Here is a 1,328-nt window from a genome sequence, read left to right on the forward strand (position 1 = left end):
GAAGATCACCCGCGCGATCGAGATTGCAACGGACAAGCGTCTGCCGCTGATCATCTTCTCTACATCCGGCGGTGCCCGGATGCAGGAAAGTATTCTCAGCTTGATGCAGATGGCAAAGACAAGTGCAGCTCTCGCACGGTTCAACGAGCTCGGCGGATTGTATATTTCGGTCATTACGGATCCAACGACAGGCGGAGTATCCGCCAGCTTTGCTACTCTCGGTGATATCAATATGGCCGAGCCGGGAGCCGTGTTTGGCTTTGCAGGCCGTATCGTCATAGAACAGACCATTCGCCAGAAGCTGCCGGATGATTTCCAGACAGCGGAATTTAACTTGGCACATGGTCAGCTTGACATGGTTATTCATCGGAAAGATATGCGTTCCATGCTCGGTAAACTGCTGGAAATGCATTCCGTGAAAGGAGGATTCTGATGTCAGGCGAATTACCTTTTGAAATGCCGCTGGTAGAAATGCGGAAGAAGATAGATGAACTGAAGCAATTCGGACAGGAGAAAGGGATTGATTTCACAGATGAAATCGCCCGCCTGGAAGAGCGTTATACCCGATTGGACGAAGAAGTGTATTCTCAGATTTCTCCTTCCCAGAAGATGCATCTTGCCCGTCATCAGCAGAGACCGACTTCGCTTGATTTGATTCAATTAATCTTTAGCGATTTCATCGAACTGCACGGCGATCGTCTTTACGGTGATGACTTAGCAGTAGTGGGCGGATTGGCGAAGTTGAATGGTGTACCGGTTACGGTCATCGGCCAGCAGCGCGGGAAGGATACGAAGGATAACATCGCGCGGTTCTTCGGGAGCCCGCATCCGGAAGGCTTCCGTAAAGCACTTCGCTTGATGCAGCAAGCGAACAAATTCAAACGCCCGATCATCACCTTCATTGATACGAAGGGGGCGTATCCGGGAAATACAGCTGAAGAACGAGGTCAGTCCGAGGCGATTGCCCGCAATTTGCGGGAGATGTCCGTACTCGGAGTGCCTGTAGTATGTGTAATCATCGGCGAAGGCGGTAGCGGCGGTGCTCTTGCGATGGCTGTCGGCAACCGTGTGCTGATGCTTGAACACGCGATCTATTCGGTTATATCGCCTAACGGGGCAGCGTCTATTCTTTGGAAGGATGCGTCCAAGGCGGACCAGGCGGCTGAAGCGATGAAGATTACGTCGAAGGACTTGCTGGAGATGGAAGTCATTGAAGAGATTATTCCCGAGCCTAAGGGTGGGGCACACCGCAGTTACGAGGAGACGGCGGCATCTATCCAGGCTGCGTTGGTTCGTCACCTGACCGAATTGTCGGTAATGGACTCATG

General features: G+C 52.1%; 2 protein-coding genes. Both read left to right on the plus strand.

All coding sequences use genetic code 11. The features are described 5' to 3' along the window. On the plus strand, positions 1-433 hold a 433-nt coding region (locus tag ACFRAK_RS28930; RefSeq protein WP_394573187.1), incomplete at its 5' end, for an acetyl-CoA carboxylase carboxyltransferase subunit beta. Further along, the coding region (locus ACFRAK_RS28935) for an acetyl-CoA carboxylase carboxyltransferase subunit alpha (protein WP_394573188.1) at positions 433-1,328 on the plus strand (896 nt) is incomplete at its 3' end. The genes ACFRAK_RS28930 and ACFRAK_RS28935, both read left to right, overlap by 1 nt.

The organism is Peribacillus sp. NPDC056705 (genome assembly GCF_043656335.1).